Source organism: Spirosoma litoris, assembly GCF_054776755.1.
Genome location: NZ_BAAHBI010000006.1, coordinates 1 through 22,072, shown reverse-complemented (window position 1 = coordinate 22,072; position 22,072 = coordinate 1). Strand labels below are relative to the sequence as shown.

The following is a 22,072-nucleotide window of genomic DNA, read 5'->3' as shown; positions in this document are numbered from 1 at the left end:
TTCTATTCACATCATCCTATTCTTTCAGCTCGCAGCAAGAACACTTAGTCTGTCACTAGTCATCTCTAATTCCTGTATCCGACTGTATTAGTGATTAGATGCATTGATCCAGATGCCAGGCTTTGCGAAGATGAAGAACCATTTGGCCAAGCAAATCTAAACTAATGGGCTTTATCAGATACTCATTTGCCCCTAAGGCATACGCATCCTGACGATCTGTGGCATCACTTGAGGTGGTTAGAATCACAATTGGGGTATGTTTATACTGCGTGCTAAGGCGTAACACCTGCAAGGCTTCCAGACCATTGAGTCGAGGCATGTTCAAGTCCAGGATAATTAAGCAGGGTTCTGATGTCAATTGAGCCAGCGCATCCAGCAAAGCCAGACCATCCTCGGCAAAGATCAACTCACATTCGGGGCTGTGTTGAGTGAAGGCATATTTTAATAGTAAACGATCATCTTCATCGTCATCAGCGATAAAGACAGCATGAGTAGGGTATTGATCCATTAGTTTGTTGTTACGGAGAAGGCGAATATACAACAATAGGCAGAATCCATTTACCCTAAATGCAGTAGGTGGATTAGTTTAGAATGTGTAAACAATAGCTCGCCTATTGATGGCTATAGGTATTGCTTACAACCGACTCAATGATACCAATATCGACCGTGATTCTGCAAGTAATCGATAAGCAGTGATGTCTACTTAATTTAACGTGAATAATGGATTAAGCCGTTAGGCGGTTACCCGTTGCGGTAGGTATCATGATTCATAAAAAAGGTCGGCTCCAATTTAGAGCCGACCTTTAAAAGACATTTAGTATACTCACTAAGAACTAAAATTGATTAGTTTGAGGAAGTCGTCGTAGTAGGCTTCGTCATTTTTCCTTTGCGGTTACCACGTCCCTGAGATTGCGAAGACCCTTTATCCATCGTCCCATCCTGAGTTGACATCGAGTTGCCTGTCGCATCCGTTGATGAATTGTCACGCTGATTGCCGATTCCATTCGTCGATGAGCCGTTATTCATCGAGCCTGAACGACCTGATTTGCGTCGACCACCCTGGCCAGTCTGATCGCCATTCATGGAGCCTGTTCCTGAAGTGCTACCTGTTCCTACTGTTGATCCGTTTTGAGCAGCCGAGCCGTTCGTACCGTTGCCTGTACCACTACCAGCGGTAGTGGTAGGCGTTGATTGCGCCTGTGCGCTGAAGGTAGCAATGCCGACTAGCATGGCCCCGAGTATGATTACCTTTTTCATAACCTTGAGTTGATTACACCTATTTAGTTGATAGGCAAGCATCTAACACGGGGAAATTGAGAAGAGGTAAAAAAACTGTCTTATTAATGAGAATATGGTACTATGTATAGTAAATCGCTATGGGACAACATTTTTTGACAATGGTTCACTGCCTAATCGTAACTAGTACTCGTCCAATTTAGTTTCTATCGATTCTTTGGATTCTATCGTCTTTGATTATCAGCACAATAGGACCAACCGCGCGGGCGGCCCCGAGAATCTATAGAATCCCCTAGAATCTAGTTTGCCAAAGCACTAGGCTATTGACAGTAGTTCACCAAGCTGATCCATTTCGTGTTTTAGCTCATGAATAGCATGTGTTTTCCCTTCCTGAACTTCTGACAGACACTTATAGGTATCATCTCTTAGCAGGCTCCAGGCTCGTGCATGGGAGTCGGGATCTTCATTGGTCAGCATCAGGGATTGAACGATGTCTATAATCCGATTATAGGCCTCGGTAATCTCGTCAGCACTAGTAGTTGGGAGTAGTCCCTTAAAGGCCCTTAGCTCAGCTGCGAGTTGGTCTTTTAGTTCTTCATTCATAGTCTTTGTTTCGAGATAGCTAACAGGACCTTACCTTATTTGCGATATGTGGTAATAGCCTCTTCGTAAATCCGGACACCTGGTATATCCCTCGCACCATTGGCGATATCAGCTTTAATTGCGGCTTCATCAATGATCCAGTAGCCGTTCGGCACTTGATTGGGATCTACGATTTCAAAAGTCCACCTCATCTGTACGCCTTTAGGTTTAGTGATTAAGGCGACTTCCGGCGTAAGCCAGTTCGTCTCGCCGGATTGGGCCAATGAGGCTTGCTGGGTGGCTTCAGCCTGCTGATGTTCCCTCACTCGTAATAGCTCCCGGTTATAATGCTCAACAGCATCTTTCAGGGGTTGCATCGCGGCCAGAATGGGCGCCGTCATTTCCTTTTCCAGTTCAATCCATTCATGTTTTTGCTGGTCGAGTTGACGAGTAATCTTGAGCCGCTCAGCCGTTACAAGCTTGATCAAATCATGACCCTGAGCAACGTGTTTGATGAGTGCTTCCTGTTGTTCGGGCGTGCCACAGACGGCTGGTTGTCGACGCAGAAACGTAACGTAGTCCGATAGGGTGGCTTGCAGTTGCTGGCGTCCGCTGGAATCATTGAGCGAGAGGCCGGTGGTTGGGGTGGTTTGGGTAGTCATACCCCTAAAAGCAACGAACAGGTATAAATGTTGGCTAAATCATATATGTTGAGTAGCTCTAAGTTACCCTGTAGTTGTAATATCCATAGGGATTTGGGCGAAAATAGGTCTATTAGATCGGCTTTCTCAAAAAAATAACCCCATCCTTAAGCGGACAGGGTCAATATTTTTCTTTGATGAACGTGCTCTTATGGGTTAAATCTCACGTTGGTATTCTTTAGACGGTAAAAGTGTATTTTAGACACATAAAAAACGTTGGCACCAGGAGCACCAACGTTTACATCTAACCCATAAGAACTTGCAGGCTACTAGATATAGACCTGCAATCGGAGCTAATATAGTTGAAGAAATGGAGCTATTGGTAACTTATTCGCTGTTTTTTGAATTAATTTGGCAATAAATAACTTAACTCCCACAGCATCAGAAAGTCACCCATTTATAGACTATCACTTACCTGGCAAAAGAGAACAGGCATTCACCCTGTCCTGATCCGGCAAGTTTGGAAAAACCTGACTGATGTAACGAACGTTCCTTTTTTATCAAGAATAGAAGTTTGTCGGCGCTAAATTTTTTCGACTTTTAGGACTGTTGATAAATCTTTATAGCGCCGTAAAACCAACTCGGTAAGTAGCAGGGCCACCACGGCTAAGCCACCGGCCAGTAAGCCAATTGTGGGTGCCTGAACATAAACTAATGCCTGTCCCGCCAAAAACGATCCGGCAATGTCCGACAAATTTATAAATGCCATGTAGGTGGTGAACTGTGATCCTTCCACCCCAGGCCGACAGATAGACATGAGCAGAGGTATAGCTGCCACACTTAGACTAGGGTCCATAAAATACAAGGCGACCAGGCCAGTTTGGGCAACCGTCCGATTGCTCCAGGTGGGCTCCAAGAGGTTAAATACAAGCAGATAGGTTGCGATAAGCGCTAAAACAAAAACCAGTAAACGACGGGGGCCGATTCGGTCAGCCAGATAGCCTCCCAGGAGGGCGACACTGGTGGCAACCAGCATACCGTAGGTACCAGTAAGAATGGACACGGATGTGTCGGCCCAGCCCAGCTTGTGAATTAGGTGATAATTGTAGGATCTCAAAAACAGACTTATGCTTACATAAGTGGCTACCACCCCGCCAAATAATAATAAGCTTCGTTTGGCGAAAATGCCTTTCAATAATTCGGAAAACAGCCAACTGAAGGTATGATTGGGACCCGTTTTTTTTCCCTCAGTAGCTGGGAATAAAGATTCTCGACGATTCGAAAAGGGGGAAAGCCGATCCTCAGGATGCTCCCGGATGAAACAAGTCAATAGGGTTAGAGTTAGTAGGCAGAGCGTTTGGGTTAGTGCTGCCTCAAAGAAACCGTATCTCCGCAGAATCTGCGCAAAAACGGCAGCTCCTACGCCGGTACCTAGCAGAAAGCCTGCCCGCATGAACGCGTTTGCGCGTCCCCGTTCCTGATCAGGAATGACCGAAATGGCCATGGCATCAACGCTTGCATCCTGTATGGCAGCAAAGATGCTGTGGACCAGGAAGCAGCCCCCTAGTGTCTGAAGCTGGGTTAGGGGATTGTGAATGAAGAGCAGAGCAATTGAGGCCAGTAGCGCCAATAGTTGAGCACCTAGTACCCACGGTTTCCGACGCCCCATTGACGAGCGTTGGTAGCGATCAATCAAAGGCCCCCAGACAAATTGAAACGCCCAGGGTAGCCCCACTAGTGCCGCAAACGAACCTACGGATGATGACTTAACCCCTTCGGCGGTTAAATAATTGGCTAAGGCGGTGAGCGAAAAACCAGCCGGAATGCCCTGCATGATATACAGGTAAAAGAAAACGCCGTAACGTAATGAGCGATTCTGGGAAAGTACCAGCGGAAAGGCAGAAGCTGTAGGCATAACGGGTTTACACCAGGCAGTTATACGATCTGATTCAGCCGGGTTAGTAAGTGGCCAGTAAGACTCTTTGCTTAGGAATAATGTTTTGAGAGTTGGGTTGTAGGCTTTAGGGCCCGTGATTAGCCCTAGCTTTCTACTTAAAATGACCCTATTTGTATGGCATTTTGAGGATAGGATTGCCCCTACTAGGAGTTCTCTATTGCTATAGGCTCAAACAAAAAGGCCCGGCACCAATAGCACCAGGACTTCTAAACCCACTCATATGTATAAAGTCTGTAGAGTACGCCGGCCGGTAAACCCGCCTATGACAGCAGAATCCTAATCTATTTTACCCTAAACGAGATCAAGTACGGCCTCTACTCAACTGGTATGTTTACGTTTCGCTCGGTCTGGGACGGGCGCAAACAGGCTAAAATGCCCGAAGCATCCTGGCTGCTCAACGAGCAACTCGGCGCTTACCTGCAATTTTTTCGGAGCGTGAATAGGGAGCTAGTTGATAAGCTGGAAGCCAATAAGGATTATCAACTTTTAGATGGGGATACCTTAATGGCAGCTGTCAATGCGGCTCGTAACAGAATGACATGCAGGCTCAGGCGCTTCTTCGAGCCAAAGGACTAATTCATTAATGGGCAAGTTTACCTTACAGGATTTGTATAATGACTTTATGATCTGTCGGCGGCTAGATGTGCAGCCAGATCGCGCCAAACGACACGGAGATCAGCTTTCAAAAGTTACTTATGCTTCCTATCCCCGTGATTACTACGACTTCGAAACGCTCTGGCAATGGGTGGAAGAACTTCAGGACTTAGTGACCGTACAGCGTGAACTAGTAACGTGCAGTAACAAGCAATGCTACATCGCAGATAAGCTCTACCGGCAGCTAGATGAGAAAGCAACCTTGCTAGAACAGAAGGCCGCTCTTCTATCAGAGAAAATGGAACTCCTCATCGAGCGATTAGTACAGTATGAGGTAGCCTTCTCGGCCGAGTTCATTAATGATGGCTGAATTAAATGTAACCGGGTTTAGTATCGAAATAAACAAACGCTGGCTCTGGTTGGGGCTGGTGTTTTTGTTGCTTGCGGCTTTAAGCAAAAATAAAGAAGTTGTGAAAACTATAGGTGAATAGTCAACAGGTCATGGTATGATTTCTGCTACAATGACTTTTACTCACCAACCAATTAAAAGCATTCTTCTGCTAATGAAACACCTCTTTGCCATCCTCTTTTTTTCTCAACTCGTCCTAAATCAGTCATTTGCTCAGTCAAATTACATAGCTACCTTACCAGTCTCTGCTACGCCTGGTACAGCAAATACCGTAATAGGTTCACAAGCAGGCTTTGGTATGACAAACAACACTGCGGCAAATACATTTGTTGGGGCTAGTTCTGGTGCTTACAATTCGTCAGGCCAAAGCAATACCTTTATGGGAGCTTATTCAGGATTGGCCAACATGGAAGGCGATTCAAATACCTTCATTGGGGCCTTATCAGGTTACTATAACACATCAGGAGCTTACAACTCATTTTTAGGTTCTGAAGCGGGTACAAACAATTTGAAAGGTAGCTTTAACGCCTTTTTCGGCTACCGATCCGGCTATTCTAATACTACAGGTTATAGTAATATTTTCATAGGACCTGCCTCTGGCTACACCAACAAATCAGGTCAAAACAACGTAATAATTGGTGATTCAGCGGGATATAACAACTCCGTTAGCAGAAATGTCTTTGTGGGCAGCAAAGCTGGGTATGCAAACATAACAGGTACTGAAAACTCATTTATAGGTTCTTCAGCAGGATACTCAACTATAACGGGCGTTCAGAATGTGTTTATCGGTACCAATTCGGGTTATTTCAATAATTATGGACAGGGCAATGTTTTTAGTGGCTATTCGGCAGGTTTCTACAATACGTCAGGTAGCGCAAATGTTTTTTTAGGCCTAGCCGCTGGCTTTTCGAACACCGTGGGCCAAAATAATAGCTTTCTAGGGTATGGTGCTGGATCTAGCAATAAGACAGGTTATAATAATGTATTCGTTGGTTGTCAGGCGGGCGAAAAAAATAAATCTGGAAGTAAAAACACCATTATTGGCTTTCAGGCAGGTCAGTACTTTACCGAAGGCAGCAACAACATCATCATCGGTCCGAACTCCGGCACAGCCATTACAATAGGCGATGACAATGTTTTAATGGGCTATAATAGCCAAGCTGAAGATGGACTTTATAATGCCACCGCTATCGGCTCAAACTCCCGAGTTGCTAGTAGTAATGCGCTGATTTTGGGCAACAAAGCCAACGTTGGTATTGGCACTTCAGCGCCTACAGCCCGTTTGGAAGTCGTCAGCGAGTCAATTGATGCCAGTGGTTTACGACTAACCAATCTCACCAGCCAAAGTAAACCCACTCAGTCAACAGACCAGTTCCTGTCGGTCAATGATAAAGGAGACGTTGTTAAAGCCCGCTATCAGCTACGCATCAATAATGCCAATGATTGGAGCGATAAGGTGTTTGCACCAGGCTACAATCTGCAATCATTAGCTGAAGTAAAGAAGTACATTGATGCCAACCAGCATTTGCCGGGTATGCCTTCGGCCGAACAGGTTGCCAAGGAAGGTGTTGATTTGGTGAAGATGAACGCTACCCTTCTGGAGAAAGTAGAAGAATTGACCTTGTATAGCATCCAGCTAGAAAAGACGAATCAGCAGCAAAACGAGGAACTACAGACCATCAAGCAGGAGCAGGCTCAGTTGAAGCAAATGCTACAGCAGGTGTTAAACCGCAAATGATGAGACCATTGGTGTAGGAAGTGTAGAAAATGTAGGCTGTAAAACACCTTTTTTTGCCTGCTAATATTTCCCTTCTTTACCCCAAAGTAGAAGCCAAAACTAAGGCCTATTTGTAGCTACTTATAGCGTCAACAACAGGGCATGCTCACTGGTTAAGGAAATAGTCAACCTATAGTAGCGATAGTAAGCTGCCCCAGACATACATGAAAGCAGATCATAAACTCCAGCGCTTTTTAGACGCTCAGAATAGCAGCTATGCCAAGGCCTTGGCTGAGATCATCAGCGGCCGAAAGCAATCCCATTGGATGTGGTATATCTTTCCCCAGATTGTTGGGTTAGGCCTTAGTGAAACCGCTCGATTCTACGCTATTAGAGACCTCCAGGAGGCTCGTGATTATTTGGAGCATCCCGTATTGGGGAAACGCCTGATTGAAATAGCGAACGCAATGATTCAGCTTAATGCAAAATCAGCCAATCAAATTTTGGGAAGTCCAGACGACTTGAAATTGCACTCCAGTATGACTCTGTTTAGCCTATTGGATCAAGCAGATCCTGTTTTTCAAGCGGTCTTATTGAAGTATTTTAATGGCGTTCCCGATCAGCGTACACTATCGATTGTTAAAGATATGACTACCTCAGCTACATGAAAATAATGGCTTTGGCGGCTCAAAAATCGGCCTTTTTTGTACAAGACCTCGATTTTTGAAATTTTCGCCTTTTAGTGTCGTTCGGAGAGACAAAACGGAGTAAACCCTGGTGTTTCTTTACCGACTGAAGCTAAGTTTGAAGGCTCCAGTTTTGCCTTTTTATGATTTTTTATCCACAGGGATTGGGAATAGCTGTGGGTAAGTTCTGAAAAAGGGGGTATAGGGGGCTTTCTGTAGACGTAGGCAAAGTACTTCTGCAACGAAAAGCCTCTTTTTAGCACGTTTCGGGAGGAATGGGAGGAAATAACCCGGCTTCTGTATCTATGAGACTTTTGTAGGGTACACGAGTGCTTTATTTTGTAATAAAACAGTGTGGATGATACCACCTCTAGTATTGCAAGTGCTGTTTGCAATGACATTGGAGCAATAGTCATTTATCTTTGCCCCGAAACCCGCTCCTATGCGGGTTGGTGTGGATAGAAACGGAAATGCCAGTCTCGATGGGACTGGCGTTTTTAATGAAATCAACCGCTATCTAGCAGATAACGGCTGAATTAATACAACTCTGCCTACTAATGGCAGTACTACCACAGAGCCAAGTGCACAGTTGCGCGTTGTGAGGAAACGGGACAAGTGTCAGCGTTTTTTGTTCAATATGGTTAGCACTAACTATAGGCTAGTTTCCTGGTTTGATTGTCATTTGCGCTTTTAAAGCCAACAGGTTATGAATCGCAAACAAAATCCCCTCTTTTTCCCTTTAGTTGTCCTAGTGGCTGCTGTTATGGTCAATTGCAGTAAGTTGCCAGAAGAAGATAAACCTGAATCTAACACGAGTGGTACGTATACAGGTACAGCCACCAATAAAGCCAACAGCACGGATATAAAGCCCTTGAGCCTGACGATTACCAGTGTTGGCAATCCGGTAGCGGGCACCTATAATCTGGCCGGAATGAGCGGCAAGGTGTCGGGCTCGATCTTAGGGCTCATTCTAGACCTTACTTTAAAGCCCAATACCAGTGGGACTACTTATACGCTTGGTGCCACTGCCGATGATAACAATACCACCTTGAGTGGAAATATGACCGGTGTAGAGTCAGGCACTACTGTCACTTACAGTGTGGTGGTAAAGAAATAAAAATCCCAATCGGATAACTAAGGACTTTTGAGTAATGCCAACACGAGCCACTAAGCTCATGCTAGATATTATCTCCGGAAAGTAGGTCCTACTTGTTAATCCAAGGCCTATGAGTTTCGGTAGTGACTGATAGATTGCATAGCTATCCGATCCCATTTGTAAAACTTCGCCTTCATCATAGCGTATCTGACCTGCCTGAGCCTGATACCCCACAGGTAGGCTTACCATATGGCGCAAGCGACCCACATTGACACTGGTAGGGAGTTGATTAATTGACCAAGTGGTAAAGTACATATAGGGGGCTTACCTTTACCACCAAGCAAAAACGCCCATTTAACGCTTCCGTTTTTGGGCTTTATGGACTTAGTTACCACTAGCCAAACCATAACTTGCCGGAGAGGAAGCCTAGAGGGTGTGCAAACCGTAGTGCAAACCGCTCACCAAATCTCATAAAAAATGCCGGCCAACCTTTCAGCTAACCGGCTACTTTTCATCTAGTTATGGGCGAGCGGGAAATGGGTCTCGAACCCACGGCCTGCAGCTTGGGAAGCTGCCGCTCTACCAACTGAGCTACTCCCGCTTGATTACGATAACAAAGTTGATTCTTTAAAATCAAAATGTCAAGCGCTGGTAGTCAGATCGTTTGAGCTAGTTTGCCTATCTGGACATACGTATACTCTAATTGCTCATCTGTGGTACAATAAGGGGGCATCAGGTATAAAACATTGCCCAAGGGGCGCATCAGAATACCGTTTTCAAGCAGAAAATTATAGGCTGTATCCCGAATACTATTGAAATACGATGTCTGCTCGCCAGCTTTTAAATCGAAGGCCAGTAATGTCCCGTGTTGCCGAATAGTGCCAACTGTTGCATAAGTCGCTAATTGCTTTGTGAATTCAGTATGTTTTCGGGAAATACGTTGAATACTTGCCTGTGTCTCATCCTGTAGAAGCAAGTCCATACTGGCCAAAGCTGCCGTACAGGCAAGCGGATTGGCAGTAAATGAGTGGCCGTGGAAAAGCGTTTTGAACTTGTCGTCCGACAGAAAAGCATCGTAGATGGCTTGCGTACACGTCGTTACCCCTAATGCCATTGTTCCGCCAGTCAGGCCCTTCGATAAGCACATGAGATCGGGTTTTTCCTGCAAATGATCCGATGCGAACAACTGTCCCGTCCGGCCGAAACCAGTCATCACTTCGTCGGCAATGATGAGCGAACCATGTTGGCGGGCTAGTTGAAACAACTTGTCCAGAGCGGCAGGCTGGTACATATTCATACCTCCGGACCCTTGTACTAGTGGTTCCACAATAAAAGCAGCTACTTCATCGGTAAAAAGTGTAGCGGCTCGCTGCAGAACGGCTTCCTCCTGACCTGCTATGGGAACGGGTATATACTCTACATTGAACAGGAACGGGGTAAATGGAGCGGTGAATGCACTGCGACCACTTACGGCCATTGCTCCGAAGGTATCGCCGTGATAAGCGTTCTCAAACGCTATGACTTTACGGCGGGGTTTGCCCAAATTATACCAGTATTGAAAGGCCATTTTCAGGGCGACCTCAACGGCGGTTGAGCCATTGTCGGAATAAAATACCCTGCTCTGATTTTGGGGTAAAATGGCGAGTAATCGCTCGGCTAATTCAACAGCGGTGGGATGGGTAAAGTCCGCAAAAATGACGTGTTCAAGAATTTGCAATTGCTCTGCTACCCGTTGTGCAATGTACGGATGCGCATGACCATGTAAATTGACCCACCACGACGAAATCATATCCAGATATTCACGACCGTCGGCACTATATACTACTGATCCCTGACCTCGTACAATGGGTATCGGCGTTGGCGCCGTCTGCATTTGTGTGAACGGATGCCAGATAACAGCCTTATCTCGTTCTGCTAAGTTGTTCATTTATAACGTCGATTCAATTGATTCGTTAGATTCAATTGATCCTGTGGGTACTAGAGAATCTGAAGAATCAATAGAATCCACAGAATCGTTTAAACACCCCACTTCCCCTGAGCTTTCATTACCTGCTCAATCACATCCCGAACAGCACAATGTCCACCCGAATTGGGCGATATATATTGACAAACACCCTTTATTTCGCTGACTGCATCGGAAGGGCAGGTACTGAATACACCTGCTCGACTTAGGATCGAGTAATCGGGTAGGTCGTCGCCCATGTATAAAATTTCGGATTCGTTCAGGCCGTCGCGGGCAATGTAGCCGAGGTAAGCATTGATTTTCTGGTCGGAGGGGCCACCCATGAAGATGTCCTTTACCCCCATGTTCGTCAGCCAGTTACGAACGCCATCGGCATTGGATGAAGACAGAATGGCTACGCGGAAGCCTGCTTTCAGAGCCTGTTCAATTGCATAGGTATCGCGGATGTGTACCGTTCGGAAGCGTTCGCCAGAGGCTAATAGATTAACGCTACCATCGGTCAAAACACCATCGACATCAAAAATGAAGGTCTTGATTTGGGTAAATCGCTCTTGTGTTGCTGCCATGTTGCAAGTTTAGTGAAAACCGCCCGACAGTTCCGTATTTTTGCTGCATGAATGATCAAAACCCGTCCTGGACTGGGTCGCCCCAGGTTGAATTGCCCCAGGAATTCCAGGCACAGATGCAGGCGCAACTGACAACGGAATTTCCTGATTTCCAATCTGCATTGATGGGACCTTCACCCATAAGCATTCGTCTGAATCCACGTAAGAATGGCTATGAAACAGCCAACTTACCTTCTGTACCCTGGTGTTCTGCTGGATTCTATCTGCCCGAACGGCCCAATTTTACACTCGATCCACTGTTTCAGGCAGGTGCTTATTATGTTCAGGAGGCTTCGTCGATGTTGCTCCATGATGTAGTACGACAAACTGTTAATGTAAAACACCCGTTACGGGTTCTGGATTTGTGTGCTGCGCCGGGCGGGAAAAGTACCTTGCTGGCCTCGGTTTTACATCATGATAGTTTACTGATTTGCAATGAAGTAATTCGAAGTCGGGTTTCGGTCCTGCGCGAAAATCTCGATAAATGGGGATACCCGAATGTCGTCGTTAGCAATCATGATTCAGAAAACATGGCTAATCTGGCGGGCTTTTTCGATGTGGTCGTCGTCGATGCGCCTTGCTCTGGTGAAGGACTTTTTCGAAAAGATCCCGATGCTGTACAAGAGTGGTCAGAAGCGAACGTGCAACTTTGTTCGGCTCGCCAAAAGCGGATTTTAGCCGCAGCGGCAGCGTTACTGGATAAAGATGGTATCCTGATTTATAGCACTTGTACTTATAACGATACTGAAAACGCGGAGAATGTCCGATTTCTGACCGAAAATGGTTTCAGAAATATTCCCTTGATTCTGCCTGCTGACTGGAATATAGTGGAGCGGGAAGCTGGTGACTCCGAAACGGGAGAGGCTGTTGGTTATCAATGTTACCCGCATCGGGTGAAGGGTGAAGGCTTTTTCATTAGTGTTTTTAAGAAAACGGCATTTACGGCTCCGGTGAAATTGGATGCGCGAACCTTCCGCAGTATCCGGGCCTTACGACCTCGCGAAACAGCATCGGCAGCGAAATGGCTGCAGAATCCAGCCGATTTTTCGTTCTGGGAAAAACCGAATGGCGATGTAATGGCTTTGCCGAAAGCATTGGAAAAAACGTTTCTGTTCCTCGATGTTGCCATTCGCCATAAAGGTTTCGGGCTGGAAATGGGGCAGTTTAAAGGACAGGATTTTATCCCTTCCCATGCGTTAGCGCTAAGTACAGCCGTTAATCAGAATCTGCCGAGTATCGAATTAAGTAAAGAAAACGCGTTACGATACTTTAAGAAAGAGAATCTGGTGTTCGATGAACCAGTGAAGGGTTGGCTGTTAGTCAGATACAATGGCTTGAATCTGGGTTGGGTAAAAGGCGTGGGCAACCGGGTAAATAACTATTTGCCGAAAGATTGGCGCATTCGGATGGATATAAAAGAATACGTATGAAACGGTTTTTTCTGATTTTAGGCTTGCTCTTGGCAGTTATGGTGGTTGGCTATTTACTTGGGCCATCGGCTCATTCTGACCCTATTAAAGACGTGCCGATTACACTTGACTCAGATCTGGTGAAGCTGGAACAAAGTATTGCTGAGTCAGAGCGGAAATCTAATCTACGACCCGATAATGAAGCCCGCATTGTTTGGGCCGATAGTCTGCATAAAGTCAAAACGCCTTATAGCATCGTATACATTCCGGGTTTTTCGGCAAGCTGGGCAGAAGGCGATCCGGTTCATAAACAGATTGCCAGGCACTTCGGCTGTAATTTATACCTCGCCCGTACAGCAGAGCATGGCATAAGTTCACCGGATGCGTTCAAGGAAATTACACCATCGAATTATGCGGCCTCTGCCGAACGGGCACTGGCGATCGGTAAAGCATTGGGCGAAAAAGTGATTGTCATGGGTACATCGGCAGGAGGCATGCTGTCGCTCTATCTGGCTGCGCATCATCCTGAAATTGATGCGTTAATCTTGTACTCGCCTTGTATTGCAACGGCTAATCCTGCCTTAAAACTGGCCACCAAGCCTTGGGGGAAGCAAATTCTGGATCAGGTATTTCAAGGCGAATACTTCATTAATAGCCATTATGATAATGAACGGGCTAAATATTGGTTGCCTCGGTATCATACAAACGGCCTGATTACGCTGCAAACGATGCTCGATGAATTTATGACGCCCGAGCAGTTTCAGAAAGTGAAGCAGCCGGTATTTATGGGTTATTATTATAAAGATGCCGCGCATCAGGATCAGGTCGTATCGGTACCCGCCATGCTGGAGATGTTCGACGAATTAGGTACACCCGCCGATAAAAAAGAGAAAGTCGATTTCCCCAATGCAGATGCGCATGTAATTGCCTCTCATTTCACATCGAAAGACTTAACAGGTGTTTATCAGGCCACTGAGAAATTCATGACTGATGTGTTAAAGTTACCATCTGCACCAGCATCGACGGCGACTGTAGCCCTTCACCCAAAAAAATAACCTAACTTTGAGCAATTAATGAATAATGGATTGGGATTCACTGGAACACTAGTTGGTCATCATTCATCATTCATCATTCATCATTAGAAAAACATGGCTTACGGATTACTGAACGGAAAACGCGGCATCATCTCGGGTGCCTTAGACGAAAACTCAATTGCCTGGAAAGTCGCTTTAAAAGCGAAAGAAGAAGGAGCCACTTTTACGCTGACCAATGCGCCGATTGCTATGCGCATGGGGGCTATCAAAGAACTGGCTGAACAGTGTAATGCCGAAATTATTCCGGCAGATGCCACTTCGGTTGAAGACATCGAAAATCTGTTTTCCAAATCAACCGAAATCCTCGGCGGTAAACTGGATTTCGTGTTGCATAGTATTGGCATGAGCCCAAATGTGCGGAAAGGAAAAGCCTATACCGACCTTAACTATGAGTGGTATAAGCAAAGTATCGACATTTCGGCTTTGTCTTTCCACAAAATGATGCAGACAGCCTATAAGCAGGATGCTATCAATGAATGGGGGTCGATTGTTGCTTTAACCTACATGGCGGCACAACGGACATTTCCATTTTATGGCGACATGGCCGATGCGAAAGCTGCGTTGGAATCAATTGCCCGGAGCTTTGGCTATCAATATGGTAAATATCGCAAGGTGCGTGTAAATACGATTTCCCAATCACCCACCCCAACAAAAGCTGGAAGTGGCATTGGCGGGTTTGATAAATTCTTTGACTTTGCTGATAAAACAGCTCCGCTTGGAAACGCAACTGCCGATCAGTGTGCCGATTACGTGATTTCCCTCTTCTCTGATCTGACCCGTATGGTGACGATGCAAAACCTGTTCCACGATGGCGGTTTCTCTATGACCGGAATCTCGGAAGAGGTAATGTCCTTGATTACGAAGGAATAAACACAGGGGGAAAAGGGACGAAAGGGAGGAGCGGGAAGAAAGGGAACATGCGTTGAGCAATGCGTATCCATTTTTTCCCGCTCCTCCCTTTCGCCCCTTTTCTCCTTGTCAAAATTTAATCTCCTGAGTAAGATACGTCGTCTGGTTATCGCCGTTGATCCGAACAGTAGCCGTTAGAGGTTTGGCATTCCAGTCGATGGTAATTAATCCATAGTTCAGTTCTGTAACCATTTTACCAACCCGATGGCGATTCGCTTCTTCGTGCGGAGCCGAAACGTGGGTCAAACCACTGCTGGTTATATCGTACAGATCATAAGTTAAGCCTGGTATACTTATTTTCGAAACCTCTGCCATGTGCCGGTCACCGCTGATAAGCATGGCGCCTTTGGGTTTCGTCTTGCTTATCAAATCCAGAAAGCGCTGGCGAGCGGTTGGGAAATTGGCCCATTTCTCATAGACGTGTTCTTCGGGTAGAAATTGAATACCACAACCGATAATGTGGACGTCGGCATCAGAATTGGTCAATTGTTGCTCCAGCCATTTCCACTGCGTTTCACCCAGCATATCGCCCGACGGATCGGGCACGTTTTTTTTGTTTTCCTTCTTTAATGGATCGCGGAAGTAGCGGCCATCCAGCAGAATCACTTTTACCCGTTGACCATTTGGGCCATAGGTGTTCACGGAGTAAGCCCCTGCCTGCGTTCGTAATGGACTATTGGCTGGCACATCCAGAAAATCCAGCATCACTTGCTGGCTCTCTTTTCGTTTAGGATATTCTTTGCCACCATCATTAACACCGTAATCGTGGTCATCCCAAACGCCAATGATCGGGGCCGATTGCCGTAATTGCTGATAAACTGGGTTCGATTTTTGACGCGTATATTTAGCCCGAAGGGTATCCATGCTTTCCGAATCGCCATAAATATTGTCGCCCAGCCAAATCCAGAGATCGGGTTTTTGCGCCACAATATCATCCCAGAGTGGTTGAGGACGTTTTTGATCGCTACACGACCCGAAGGCAATGGTTGAAATAGGTTTCTGAGTTGACGAAGTAACGGTTCCTGATTTAGGGGTGCGGCATCCGGTTAGTACAATGCAATTGAAGAGGAAAAGCGTAATAAGTTTTTTCATTGGAATGAGTTTGATGATTAATTCGGTAAAAGTAAAAAAGCGTTGCCGTTTCCAGGAGTAATTAAAGATTTGATAACTTTACCACCCTGAAGATTATCATCACCTATCACTGACCCGCGCCGAAAGCTCCTATCAGTTTGGATACGCTTTTCGGTATAGGCTGCCCAGCACTGCGCAGCGCTGATTCGTCCTATTCCTAGGATGGGTTTTAGGTCATTTCTCAATCCTAATAATTCTCTACCGATGAAATTTTATCGTTTCATCTTGGGCTTCCTATGCTTAGGTATCGCCCTTATTTTATCGTGTTCCAAAACGATTAGTACAAACAAGCAGATCATGCGACAAGAAGCAATCAATAAATCCATTATCCGCGATTTCTATCGCCGGGCAGTTAGTCAGGGCGACCTTGATTTTGCGAAACAAATAATAGCAGACGATTACATTCAGCATAGTCCAATGGTTAAACCAGGAAAAGCGGGGCTTCTGGAAGCATTAACCTATATGAAGCAAATGCCGAAACCGGCAAGTACCTCAACGCCTTTTCTACGCCTAATTGCCGAAGGGGACTATGTTGTAACAAATATGAGTTTCGGGTGGGGTGATAAGCAGAAGATCGTAGTTGACTTGTTCAAGTTTCGGAATGGGCAAGTAACCGAGCATTGGGACGCTATTGAAGATCAGCCCCAAACAACCCGAAACGGAAACGCCATGATGGACGGCCCATTGCCGATTGAGGATAATGGGCAGGTAGCAAACAACAAAGCCTTGGTGTCGGAGTTCTTTGAAAAGGTTTATAGCAAGCGCCAACTAGAAGCACTTCCCGATTTTGTTGACGCTAACCTAATCCAGCACATTCCTGAAATTGAAAATGGCATCGCTGGATTAGCAGCTTTTTTCCACCAGACACCGGATCAATTTATCGTAGAGAAAGTAGCCCATGTTATTGGCGAAGGTGATTTTGTAGTCGTGCAGGCAGCGGGGAAAGTAGGTTCAAAGGCGGCCACAGTCTATACTATTTTCCGTCTGAATGATGGGAAAGTAGTAGAGATGTGGGGCGTGAAGCAGATTAGTTTGTAGGTAGAACTGGCGCGGGTCTTCACCCGCGCCAGTCCTCTACTCTTCCCAACTCCGCCTAATAAGGCTCCCATTCTCCGAGGCTTCGGCACGGATGTATGTATCCACTTCCTGTTGTAGCTCTTCAACGTGCGAAATAATCCCCACTACCCGATTTTCAGCGCGTAATGCCTTTAGGGTTTTGAAGACCGTTTGCAGCGAATCTTTGTCCAGGGTGCCAAACCCTTCGTCCAGAAAAAATAGATTCTGCTTCGCTTTGGTCAAATGTTGAATATTGTCAGACAGCGCCAGCGCCAGCGATAAAGCCGCCTGAAAGGTTTGCCCACCCGACAGCGTTTTTACACTCCGGGTTTCGCCCCCGTTGAGGTAGTCTCGTACCTGAAAATTGTTTTTTTCGTCTAATTCAAGCTTCAGTTGACTATTGGTCAACTTGAAGAAACGATCATTGGCCGATTCGCAGAGGTTTTTCAAATAAACCGACGAAACATAGTTGACAAAGCCCTGCGCCCGAAACAACTCGTCCATTTTTTTTAAATCCTGCTTACGAAGATCTAACGCATCATATCGTTTCTGATGCTCCTGTTTCTGAGTCCATTGCTGTTTTAGAGTTGCCAGCACATTGGCTAGTCGCCCGAACTCTTTATTTAAGCCGTCTTTTTGTTCCCGCAATAACTTAAGCTGGCTTTGTACAGTCGCCAGAGCAGTGGGATCAAATGGGTGTTTGGCCAGATCGATTTCCAAATCGGCTATTTGCTTCTCCAGACCAGCCCGTTTTTTGTCAAATTCACGAATGCGCTGTTTCTCCTGATCGATGTCCAGATTACTTTGCAGCACTTGTTCAACGACTTCACGAGTCATAGATTCCTTGGCCAGATTTTGAGCAAGGGTCAATTCTACCGCCTGAATTTCCGTTTCCTGGTCTGTCAACTGCTTGTTCAGTTGCTGAAGTTGTTCCGCCAACGTTGCCCGCGATTTCTCGACGTCCGATTTCTGCTTATCGGCTTCGTCAAAATTGGTCTTCGTTTGCTCGTAGGCTCGATTGAGCGCGCTTCGCAAATCACTAATCTGGCGTAAATCCCACTTCTCAACCTCAGAAAGACGGTAATAAGCGAGGGATTCAACTTCCCGTTTCAATTGGCCACTCAGACCGGCAATCGCTGTATTGAACTCATTCAGCTTTTTTTCCTCATCGCGCAATACTGTTTCGATATCCTCGATTTGCCTGCTCAATTCACGAACGATCTTTTGTCCATCCTGAAGTTGCTTTTGCTGTTCGCTTTCCCGACGAATCGTACCCGTCAGATCGTCTTCCTGGTTTTTGTCGAACTCATGCCAAATGAACTGATCTTCGTGTTCGGTTAGTTGACGGACTATTTCGGTGCGTTCCTGGATAAGCCGTTTGCTGTTATCTAAAGCCGTTCGAAGATCTTTGGCTAATCCTTCGATGAGCAATCGTAACGCAGTCGTATCATCAATGCGCTGATTTACTTTGCTCAGTGCTGCTTCGCTTTTGGATACTTCCTGCTGGATAAGATCTACCTTCGACTTGTTCTGAATAGCCTCGTGCCGGGCTGGATGGTGCTCGGAACCGCAAAGAGGGCAGGGGGCGCCATCAGTTAGTGAATCGGCAAAATGCGCTAGTTCCTGTTTTACGAATGCCTGTTGATAAACCTTTTCGCGGTCTTTACGAATGCCTTTTAGTTGTTCCAACGCGGTATCAATCTGCGCTGGCAATGTTTTCAAGGTAAACGAGGCCCATTCTTCAGGGAAACCTGTCAGCGCCTGGTCTTTTTGCTGTTTGATCTGCTCAATCGCTGTTTCGTACTCAACTAACTGTTTCTGGAAGTCATCAGCCTGCTTTTTCAGCGGCTTATAAACGGCAAACCATTTTTCTGCCTGATACAGACGTTCTAGTTGGGAGGGTTGTCCAAGCAAGCGGTCAACCTGGGTCTGATACGTTTGACGCTGTGTTTTTTGACTATCACACTCTTTCTTTTGTCGTTCAATTCGAGTCGCTAGTTGTTGACGGTTGCGCGTCTGGAGTTCAATCGATTCCTGCAACGTTCGTAACTGCTGGACCGTGTCTAACTCATCGATCTGTTGTTGCAACTGGCCTCGACTTTCATAGGCTTTTTTCGTAGCCTCATAAACCGACTGAACACTGACTAACCGACTCTCTGTTAAGGCAAACTGTTTAGTTGCTTTAGTTTTCGCGTCAATCAGGCCAGTTTGCTTGTCCTGCAATTTTCGAAGCGCTATCAAATCGGCCTGAAACACAAGTCGACATGTTTCATATAAGGCAATCGTCTGTCGGAGCTGATTATAATTGATTTCCAGTGTTTGCAAACTTGCTAATTCTCGTTGCACGTTTGCCAGCTTCTGGCTTTGGGCTTGCGAATGCAACAGCTGTTGTTCGTTGGGTTCCAACTGCTCTATTTCTAGTTCCTTTGCTCGAACAGCATCCATGCTGGAGGCAATATTTGCCTCGGCGTGTGTGATAGCCTCAGGCGTAACAGCTTCCAGGGGACTTAATAATCCGCGAAGTTCGGCTAGTTGATCATCATTAGCTTTGCTTAGTTTCCCGATCCGTCCAGCCAGATCGTACTGTTCCAGTTTGAATAGCTGATTCATCATCTTAGTCCGCTCAGTGGGACTAAGCTCCAGAAATTCGCGAAACTGATTCTGAGGAATGATAATCGTACGCTTGAAATTCTCGTAGTCCAGGCCCAGAATCTGCTTCGACAGTACCGAAATATCCTCCTTTTCATTTCCGATTGGATGCCAGTCGTTTTCCTGACGGATAAACATTCGCCGTTCGCCAGGGCCAATCTCGTGGTGCTTTTTCGGATGCCGTTTCGCTTCGTATGTGAACTTGTATATATGCTGATCGGGGCCTGCCTGAAATTCGAAGTCGATAAGCAAATGTCTCGACTTCAGGTTCATCATATTATAGGCTCGTTTGTCCTGATCGTTCAAACGCTCCGTTTTACCATATAAAGCAAAGCTGATCGCTTCCAGCAGCGACGTTTTACCGCTGCCCACTTTCCCGAAAATGCCAAACACACTCGATCCGGTCAGTTTCTGAAAGTCAATTTCCTGAAGATCCTGATATGAATAGAGACCTTGAATGGATAATTTAATAGGTATCATTCAGGTTCAGTTGCTAAAATCTCCCGAAACAATTGCTGTAAGCGGCTATTAGGCTCTTGCCCTTTGTTTCGACTCTTGAAATAATTCGTAAATAGAGTTTCCATACTCTGCGTAAGATCGATAGCAGGTGTCGTTTCCTGCTCCGGCTCATCTACAATACGTACATCAGGAATAATGGTCACTAACGACTCATGCGCCTGCTGAAGCTGCCGACGTTCCTCGCTGGTCAGATACGTTGTGGTTTGCAGGGTAATTTCCGCGAAACAGTTCGGATTTTCCTGAAGCCACTCAACGGCTTCTGTAACGAGCTTAAAACGTGGGCGAAGAAGGCGTTTGCCTGTTTTGAGGGGGATCGGCGTAACGTTCACTGCCTGGTTAGGTTCAGCGTCAATCAAAACAACATATTTTTGTTGATCAGCTTCCGCAAAACTATAGGCCAGCGGGCTACTACTATATACGATTGGGCAAGGACCACCTCCCATTTGTTGATAGCGATGTAGATGACCTAAAGCCGTATATTGTATTTGCGGAGGAATCATATCAGTATAGATCATCGATGCGCCACCAATCTGTAATATGCTCCGCTCATCGTCCGATTCTTCAGGTTGTTCGCCACCCCGTTTCATAACAAATAAATGGGCAACTAATAAGTTGACCCCATTTGTATCCATATAGTTATTGGCTAGCGTTGACCAATGTCCCTGTAACGTTAGCCGGAGCTCATCATCAAGGTCAGTCATACCGAAGTAGGAACGCATCCGGTTCTCATTGGCATAAGGAGTCAGAATCAAACGAACGGGCGCATCATGTCGGGGAAGTTTCAGTTCGATAAAGCCCGGTGCTGTTTGAAGCACTTTCGCTTCACAGCTTAGTTCATGCGATTGGAATTCGGTTTTGGGAAACCCCGCGAAAATAATCCCACACTCCCGGCCAAAATGATCTTGCGCTTCAAGTCGGTCTGGATTATCGTGATTACCCGCAATAGCTACCACTGTTCGGCAACCATTCGCTGTTAATTTTTTTAACGTACTATATAATAGATCCTCCGCTTGTGGGTCAGGATTGAAGGTGTCAAACAAATCGCCAGCTACTAATACCAGGTCCACATCTTCCTGATCGGCTATCTGAACAATTTCTGCCAGTACATCCTGTTGTTCTTTGATACGCTGGAAATCCTGTAGCCGCTTACCCAAATGCCAATCGGCAGTATGTAGTATTTTCATTGTCTAGAGAATTACACCCTATAATAGAATGTAAAAGAGAGATGCAATATAGTTTATATGCCCCGTATTAAGGCTAAAAATACGTTTCCCAAAGGTCGTTTAGGTCGATTTGAACCGCTTTGGAATGATTGTTTGAAAAAAAATATAGAAATTTTGTAGTGTGTAAGTGGTTGAGGCTGGGGGTCTTACCAAATAATGTTTGGTGGGGCTCCCATTTATTTTGGACTAGGGGCTTGACAAAGGGGTAAAATCACCCTACCTTTGCAGTCCCAAATCAGGGAAATGAGTTGAGAACAACAGCGCAAGCTACTCGAAATCAACTCATTAAGTGCAACTCGCTGAAAATCAATCGCAAAAATTTATTTTCAGATTTACTTGACAAACAAAAATAAGTCTCGTACCTTTGCACTCCCAAATGACGGGAACGATTGATGAAAAGAGGGTTAAGTCTTTTGAAGTCAATCAGTTAAGTGAAAAAGATCGAAAAAATAAGTTAAAAAATAATTTCGATTTTACTTGACAAACGGGAAATAAGGCGTACCTTTGCACTCCCAAACAACGAGACACGGTTTAAGGTTTTTAAATCACTTCTCAACCACGCTTCGGCCAACGGGCCAGGCGCACAGTTCTTTGAC

General features: G+C 45.7%; 20 protein-coding genes and 1 tRNA gene. 10 read left to right on the top strand and 11 right to left on the bottom strand.

Annotation, left to right across the window (positions count from 1 at the left end; all coding sequences use genetic code 11):
* Positions 1-94: 94 nt before the first annotated feature.
* From ACYVGR_RS03755 to ACYVGR_RS03735, 5 genes are all read right to left on the bottom strand, one after another.
* Complete coding sequence (locus tag ACYVGR_RS03755; RefSeq protein WP_460953941.1) at positions 95-508, bottom strand: response regulator; 414 nt, start codon at positions 506-508, stop codon at positions 95-97.
* Positions 509-843: 335 nt separating this feature from the next.
* Positions 844-1,257 (bottom strand): hypothetical protein, encoded by a 414-nt coding sequence (locus ACYVGR_RS03750; protein ID WP_460953940.1) that lies wholly within the window; start codon positions 1,255-1,257, stop codon positions 844-846.
* A gap of 294 nt (positions 1,258-1,551) precedes the next feature.
* Complete coding sequence (locus ACYVGR_RS03745) at positions 1,552-1,839, bottom strand: hypothetical protein (RefSeq protein WP_460953939.1); 288 nt, start codon at positions 1,837-1,839, stop codon at positions 1,552-1,554.
* A gap of 35 nt (positions 1,840-1,874) precedes the next feature.
* Positions 1,875-2,480: a hypothetical protein gene (locus ACYVGR_RS03740; protein WP_460953938.1), complete on the bottom strand. Its 606-nt coding sequence runs from the start codon at positions 2,478-2,480 to the stop codon at positions 1,875-1,877.
* A 562-nt stretch (positions 2,481-3,042) separates the two neighbouring features.
* Complete coding sequence (locus tag ACYVGR_RS03735) at positions 3,043-4,374, bottom strand: MFS transporter (protein ID WP_460953937.1); 1,332 nt, start codon at positions 4,372-4,374, stop codon at positions 3,043-3,045.
* A gap of 369 nt (positions 4,375-4,743) precedes the next feature.
* Between ACYVGR_RS03735 and ACYVGR_RS03730 the strand changes: the two genes are divergently transcribed.
* From ACYVGR_RS03730 to ACYVGR_RS03705, 6 genes are all read left to right on the top strand, one after another.
* The gene (locus tag ACYVGR_RS03730; protein ID WP_460953936.1) at positions 4,744-4,992 is read left to right on the top strand and encodes a hypothetical protein; all 249 of its coding nucleotides are present in this window, start codon (positions 4,744-4,746) and stop codon (positions 4,990-4,992) included.
* A gap of 7 nt (positions 4,993-4,999) precedes the next feature.
* Positions 5,000-5,380: a hypothetical protein gene (locus ACYVGR_RS03725; RefSeq protein ID WP_460953935.1), complete on the top strand. Its 381-nt coding sequence runs from the start codon at positions 5,000-5,002 to the stop codon at positions 5,378-5,380.
* Positions 5,370-5,501: a hypothetical protein gene (locus tag ACYVGR_RS03720; RefSeq protein ID WP_460953934.1), complete on the top strand. Its 132-nt coding sequence runs from the start codon at positions 5,370-5,372 to the stop codon at positions 5,499-5,501. Before ACYVGR_RS03725 ends, ACYVGR_RS03720 begins: the two co-directional genes overlap by 11 nt.
* 216 nt (positions 5,502-5,717) lie before the next feature.
* Positions 5,718-7,157 carry a cell division protein ZapB gene (locus ACYVGR_RS03715; RefSeq protein ID WP_460953933.1) on the top strand — a complete coding sequence of 480 codons (1,440 nt, stop codon included), beginning with the start codon at positions 5,718-5,720 and terminating at the stop codon, positions 7,155-7,157.
* Positions 7,158-7,360: 203 nt separating this feature from the next.
* Positions 7,361-7,804, top strand: coding sequence for a DUF1810 domain-containing protein (locus ACYVGR_RS03710; RefSeq protein WP_460953932.1), 444 nt, complete (start codon positions 7,361-7,363; stop codon positions 7,802-7,804).
* Positions 7,805-8,528: 724 nt separating this feature from the next.
* Positions 8,529-8,939, top strand: a complete 411-nt coding sequence (locus tag ACYVGR_RS03705) for a hypothetical protein (protein ID WP_460953931.1) — start codon at positions 8,529-8,531, stop codon at positions 8,937-8,939.
* A gap of 507 nt (positions 8,940-9,446) precedes the next feature.
* Here ACYVGR_RS03705 and ACYVGR_RS03700 read toward each other — a convergent pair.
* The 3 genes from ACYVGR_RS03700 to ACYVGR_RS03690 all read right to left on the bottom strand — a co-directional run bounded on the left by ACYVGR_RS03700 (position 9,447) and on the right by ACYVGR_RS03690 (position 11,447).
* Positions 9,447-9,519, bottom strand: a tRNA-Gly gene (locus ACYVGR_RS03700).
* 54 nt (positions 9,520-9,573) lie between these two features.
* Positions 9,574-10,845, bottom strand: a complete 1,272-nt coding sequence (gene bioA / locus ACYVGR_RS03695; RefSeq protein WP_460953930.1) for an adenosylmethionine--8-amino-7-oxononanoate transaminase — start codon at positions 10,843-10,845, stop codon at positions 9,574-9,576.
* 89 nt (positions 10,846-10,934) lie between these two features.
* On the bottom strand, positions 10,935-11,447 hold the full coding sequence (locus ACYVGR_RS03690) for a KdsC family phosphatase (RefSeq protein WP_460953929.1): 513 nt from the start codon (positions 11,445-11,447) through the stop codon (positions 10,935-10,937).
* A gap of 47 nt (positions 11,448-11,494) precedes the next feature.
* On the opposite strand from ACYVGR_RS03690, the gene ACYVGR_RS03685 reads away from it, so the two are divergent.
* The 3 genes from ACYVGR_RS03685 (at position 11,495) to ACYVGR_RS03675 (ending at position 14,859) form a co-directional block, all read left to right on the top strand.
* A complete protein-coding gene (locus ACYVGR_RS03685; protein WP_460953928.1) occupies positions 11,495-12,916 on the top strand; it encodes a methyltransferase RsmF C-terminal domain-like protein in 1,422 nt (473 codons plus the stop codon).
* Entirely contained in the window at positions 12,913-13,950 is a 1,038-nt protein-coding gene (locus ACYVGR_RS03680) for an alpha/beta hydrolase (RefSeq protein WP_460953927.1), read from the top strand. Before ACYVGR_RS03685 ends, ACYVGR_RS03680 begins: the two co-directional genes overlap by 4 nt.
* A gap of 93 nt (positions 13,951-14,043) precedes the next feature.
* Positions 14,044-14,859 carry an enoyl-ACP reductase FabI gene (locus tag ACYVGR_RS03675; protein ID WP_460953926.1) on the top strand — a complete coding sequence of 272 codons (816 nt, stop codon included), beginning with the start codon at positions 14,044-14,046 and terminating at the stop codon, positions 14,857-14,859.
* Between the two features lie 108 nt (positions 14,860-14,967).
* Here ACYVGR_RS03675 and ACYVGR_RS03670 read toward each other — a convergent pair whose 3' ends face one another.
* On the bottom strand, positions 14,968-15,990 hold the full coding sequence (locus ACYVGR_RS03670) for an alkaline phosphatase D family protein (RefSeq protein WP_460953925.1): 1,023 nt from the start codon (positions 15,988-15,990) through the stop codon (positions 14,968-14,970).
* Between the two features lie 336 nt (positions 15,991-16,326).
* Between ACYVGR_RS03670 and ACYVGR_RS03665 the strand changes: the two genes are divergently transcribed.
* Complete coding sequence (locus ACYVGR_RS03665; RefSeq protein WP_460953924.1) at positions 16,327-17,067, top strand: nuclear transport factor 2 family protein; 741 nt, start codon at positions 16,327-16,329, stop codon at positions 17,065-17,067.
* A 36-nt stretch (positions 17,068-17,103) separates the two neighbouring features.
* On the opposite strand, the gene ACYVGR_RS03660 is transcribed toward ACYVGR_RS03665, so the two are convergent.
* Positions 17,104-20,214, bottom strand: a complete 3,111-nt coding sequence (locus ACYVGR_RS03660) for an SbcC/MukB-like Walker B domain-containing protein (RefSeq protein WP_460953923.1) — start codon at positions 20,212-20,214, stop codon at positions 17,104-17,106.
* A complete protein-coding gene (locus tag ACYVGR_RS03655; RefSeq protein ID WP_460953922.1) occupies positions 20,211-21,437 on the bottom strand; it encodes a metallophosphoesterase family protein in 1,227 nt (408 codons plus the stop codon). Before ACYVGR_RS03655 ends, ACYVGR_RS03660 begins: the two co-directional genes overlap by 4 nt.
* Positions 21,438-22,072: the final 635 nt, after the last annotated feature.

What these genes read in the sequence shown, in the direction of transcription:
- ACYVGR_RS03720 (WP_460953934.1), top strand. Translation starts at nt 5,370, where the DNA reads ATGATGGCTGAATTAAATGTAACCGGGTTTAGTATCGAAATAAACAAA.
- ACYVGR_RS03685 (WP_460953928.1), top strand. Translation starts at nt 11,495, where the DNA reads ATGAATGATCAAAACCCGTCCTGGACTGGGTCGCCCCAGGTTGAATTG.
- ACYVGR_RS03735 (WP_460953937.1), bottom strand. Translation starts at nt 4,374, where the DNA reads ATGCCTACAGCTTCTGCCTTTCCGCTGGTACTTTCCCAGAATCGCTCA.
- ACYVGR_RS03755 (WP_460953941.1), bottom strand. Translation starts at nt 508, where the DNA reads ATGGATCAATACCCTACTCATGCTGTCTTTATCGCTGATGACGATGAA.
- ACYVGR_RS03690 (WP_460953929.1), bottom strand. Translation starts at nt 11,447, where the DNA reads ATGGCAGCAACACAAGAGCGATTTACCCAAATCAAGACCTTCATTTTT.
- ACYVGR_RS03725 (WP_460953935.1), top strand. Translation starts at nt 5,000, where the DNA reads ATGGGCAAGTTTACCTTACAGGATTTGTATAATGACTTTATGATCTGT.
- ACYVGR_RS03710 (WP_460953932.1), top strand. Translation starts at nt 7,361, where the DNA reads ATGAAAGCAGATCATAAACTCCAGCGCTTTTTAGACGCTCAGAATAGC.
- ACYVGR_RS03660 (WP_460953923.1), bottom strand. Translation starts at nt 20,214, where the DNA reads ATGATACCTATTAAATTATCCATTCAAGGTCTCTATTCATATCAGGAT.
- ACYVGR_RS03675 (WP_460953926.1), top strand. Translation starts at nt 14,044, where the DNA reads ATGGCTTACGGATTACTGAACGGAAAACGCGGCATCATCTCGGGTGCC.
- ACYVGR_RS03670 (WP_460953925.1), bottom strand. Translation starts at nt 15,990, where the DNA reads ATGAAAAAACTTATTACGCTTTTCCTCTTCAATTGCATTGTACTAACC.
- ACYVGR_RS03730 (WP_460953936.1), top strand. Translation starts at nt 4,744, where the DNA reads ATGTTTACGTTTCGCTCGGTCTGGGACGGGCGCAAACAGGCTAAAATG.
- ACYVGR_RS03655 (WP_460953922.1), bottom strand. Translation starts at nt 21,437, where the DNA reads ATGAAAATACTACATACTGCCGATTGGCATTTGGGTAAGCGGCTACAG.
- ACYVGR_RS03745 (WP_460953939.1), bottom strand. Translation starts at nt 1,839, where the DNA reads ATGAATGAAGAACTAAAAGACCAACTCGCAGCTGAGCTAAGGGCCTTT.
- ACYVGR_RS03665 (WP_460953924.1), top strand. Translation starts at nt 16,327, where the DNA reads ATGCGACAAGAAGCAATCAATAAATCCATTATCCGCGATTTCTATCGC.
- ACYVGR_RS03750 (WP_460953940.1), bottom strand. Translation starts at nt 1,257, where the DNA reads ATGAAAAAGGTAATCATACTCGGGGCCATGCTAGTCGGCATTGCTACC.
- ACYVGR_RS03740 (WP_460953938.1), bottom strand. Translation starts at nt 2,480, where the DNA reads ATGACTACCCAAACCACCCCAACCACCGGCCTCTCGCTCAATGATTCC.
- ACYVGR_RS03705 (WP_460953931.1), top strand. Translation starts at nt 8,529, where the DNA reads ATGAATCGCAAACAAAATCCCCTCTTTTTCCCTTTAGTTGTCCTAGTG.
- bioA (WP_460953930.1), bottom strand. Translation starts at nt 10,845, where the DNA reads ATGAACAACTTAGCAGAACGAGATAAGGCTGTTATCTGGCATCCGTTC.
- ACYVGR_RS03680 (WP_460953927.1), top strand. Translation starts at nt 12,913, where the DNA reads ATGAAACGGTTTTTTCTGATTTTAGGCTTGCTCTTGGCAGTTATGGTG.
- ACYVGR_RS03715 (WP_460953933.1), top strand. Translation starts at nt 5,718, where the DNA reads ATGACAAACAACACTGCGGCAAATACATTTGTTGGGGCTAGTTCTGGT.